This window comes from Microbacterium sp. (genome assembly GCF_031178525.1).
Lineage (GTDB): Bacteria > Actinomycetota > Actinomycetes > Actinomycetales > Microbacteriaceae > Microbacterium.
Genome location: NZ_JAPSJA010000276.1, coordinates 1 through 3,056 on the forward strand (window position 1 = coordinate 1; position 3,056 = coordinate 3,056).

Sequence of the window (3,056 nt, forward strand, 5' to 3'; positions counted from 1 at the left end):
TCACGGCGGGCGCCGCGGTGTTCCAGGCGAAGTCGGCGTCCGCGCCGAAGCCCGTCGTCTGCCACACGGCCGCCACGAGAGGGGCCTCGGCCGTCGCCGTCACGGTGTATGCGCCGGATTCGAGGCTGCCCAGATCGACCTCGAGCGGCGCGCCGGCGGTGAGCTCGACGGGCTCCGGCTCTCGGGCGGAGGAGCCGTCCTCCGCCGTCACCGTGATGGTCGCCGTGGTGTCGCTCTCCGACAGCAGCCGTGCGATCGTGGCGGCCCCCTCGGTCTCGGTGGCGCCTCCGACGATCCGCAGGCCGGGGATCACCTGCATCGTCGCCGGACGCACGGCCGACTGATTGTCGATGCCACCCGGATCGAGCGTGCGGATCAGCGTCGACTGCAGGCTCGCGCGAACGGGCGCGCCGGTGGCCGTGACACGCAGCACGGGGCTCTGCTCGCCGCCCGCGAGCCCCGCGAGCGGGAGCGCGACCTGGGTGCGCGCCGGGATCGGCACGGCGGCGCCGCCCGGCGGCGTCACAGCGCCCGCCGCGCCGTAGACCGTGATCTGCACGGTCGCGTCCACGTCCCCCGGGTTGGCGACGAGCAGGATGCCGGTGGTTCCCGTCTCGGTCTCGCCTCCCACGAGCCACGACTCCATCTGCGGCGGCCGGCAGGCCGAGGCCGTGAATCCCGCCAGATCGGAGTCGGACACGCTCGCGGAGGCGGCGGCCGCCGCCGACACCGCCTCGCGGCCCTCCGGGCGCTGCACGTAGCGCGTCGTCGCCGCCTCGCCCGCGACGGTCGGCTGCGCGATGACGTCGGACTCGGGGCGCTCGCCCCGGTCGTTTCCGGCCGTGATCCGGCTCTCGCCGGCGACGGTGAGCGATCCCGCATCGTCCACCGCGCGACCGAGCGCGAGCACCGGGCCGTCGCAGGACAGCACGGTCTCGGCGGGCGCAGGCGTGACCTCGACGGATGCGGGCGGCGTGGTGACCGCTGGCCAGGGCAGGGCCGCCGCGGCCGTCACCGCGGCAACCGCGCCGAGCGCGGTCACCGCGCCGACGATCAGTCGCGCACCGAGCGTTCGCTGCGCGCCCGTGAGCGTCAGGTCGCTGAGCTTCATGCGTCCGCCTCCTCGTAGCCGCGCCCGACGACGCGCGGCACGCGTCGCGCCTCGCGCCGCGAGGCGAAGGTCGGCACCGCGAGCAGCAGCGCGACGAGCAGCGCGACGCCCTGCGCGGTCGCGATCCAGCGGGCTGTCGTCTGCGCCTGCTCATCCAGCCCCGGTCGCGGCAGCGGGTCCGCGTCCAGCCGCCACAGCACGCCCTTCGCCGTCTCGCCGACGCGCACGAAGCCCGCACGCTGATCGATCGCCGTGATCGCGTCGAGCCGCCGCATGCGGGCGGCGTCCGACTCCGCCGTGCCGGAGGCACCCGCGGTCAGCAGCACGAAGCGCACGCCGGCCTCGCTGAGCCGGTCCTGGACCTCCCCCGCGCTCGCGCTGACGAGGTCGGTCGCGATCTCGGCCAGCATCCGATCCTCCTCGTCCACGCGCGGATCGGTCGCCAGCAGCGACGACTGCCCGCCGAGCGTCTCGCTCGCTCCCCAGACGAGCCGGGCCGCGACCCCGCCGTCGGGCTGCGCCGTCAGCACGAACGTGCCGAGATCGCGCTCGTCGGCTGCACGCGCGGTGACGTAGGCGGGCAGCGTCGATGCGGGCCCGTTCGTCAGCTGCGCCTCATCCCGGGCGAGCGCCGTGAGCGCCGGAACCGCGACCACGGCGACGCACGCCGCGGCGACCAGACCCGCGAGCGCGGACCGGCCGCGCCGCCGGATCCCCGCGTCGAGGGTCACGGCGGCCGCGGCGACCACGCCGAGCCACGCGAGGCTCAGGGCACTGCCGGGCCAGACCGGCACGGGGGCGGACTCGCTCGCAGTCACCTGCACGCCCGCGGAGACGTGTGCCGCGACCAGCCCCACGACCGCCACGACGACCGCGCCGATCCCCGCCCGCCAGCGAGGCGTGAGCGGCGCCGCGAGGGCCAGCAGCGCGAGCGGCACGAGCAGCAGCGGAACCCAGAAGGTCACCGGATCGGTCGCGCCGAACCACGTCAGCAGCGCTCCCCACCCGCCGGGATCGGCCGTGGGGAAACCCGTCGCGAGCAGCATGGGCTCCCCCGCCCCCGGCCCCGCCCAGGGGCGGCCGGGATCGGCGAGCAGGGCCCACGGCGTGCCGCGCGACACCTGCGTCTGCACGAGCGGCAGGAAGAACGCGACGCTCGGCACGACCAGCCACAGCACGCGAGCGAGGCCGCGTCGGATCCGGAACGCGAGCGCGAGCAGCAGCGCCAGGACCCACAGCACGGCGATCCCGGGCGCGAGCGAGGGCGCGCACGCGAGCACCCCGATCAGCAGGATGGACGCCGCACCGGCGGCGCCCCATGAGCGGTGCGCGACCGTCGCGGTGAAGAACAGCCACGGCAGCAGCAGGTGCAGCAGCACGGCCGCGGGACGGCCCTCCACGAGCGCGACGAGGAACGTCGGCGCGAGCGCCCACACCACGGCGGCGGTGGCGCGCACGCCCGACCGCTCGGACACGCGCGTGGCGGCGAACCAGCCCCCGAGAACCGCGAGCGGCAGCGCGAGCACCCACAGCATCACGAGCGCGAACGAGGGCCGCGCGGGCCATAGCGAGCCGAGGACGGCGACCAGGCCCGCGAACGGGTCGGCGGGGCCCACCGCATCGATCCCGGTCGCGCGCGCGCCGTACGAGGCGTCCTCCCACAGGCCCGCGAGCGTGTCCCGCAACGGCAGCAGCGCGCCGCCTCCCAGCACCGGCCACGCGAGCAGGGGCAGGAACGCCAGCACGGAGACCGCGAGCGCTCCGAGGACGGCCCAGGCGCCACCGCCCGAGAAGAACCGCAGCTCGCGGCGGATCACCGGCTCGCCGTCGTCGGGGTCCTGATGCTCGCGCAGCTGCGCGTTCGTCGCCCGCAACGGCGCGATCTGCGCCCACGAACCGGTGCGGATGGCGCGGATCTCCCCCCGCGAACGCGTGATCGCCGCGA

The 3,056-nt window shown here is 76.2% G+C and carries 2 protein-coding genes; both read right to left on the reverse strand.

All coding sequences use genetic code 11. The annotated features are described in order from the left end of the window. Window positions 1-1,111: DUF5719 family protein (locus tag RIF89_RS13065; RefSeq protein WP_309069532.1), on the reverse strand; the 1,111-nt coding region annotated here is incomplete at its 3' end. Further along, window positions 1,108-3,056 (reverse strand): glycosyl transferase (locus RIF89_RS13070; protein WP_309069533.1); only part of this gene is annotated, 1,949 nt, incomplete at its 5' end. The genes RIF89_RS13065 and RIF89_RS13070, both read right to left, overlap by 4 nt.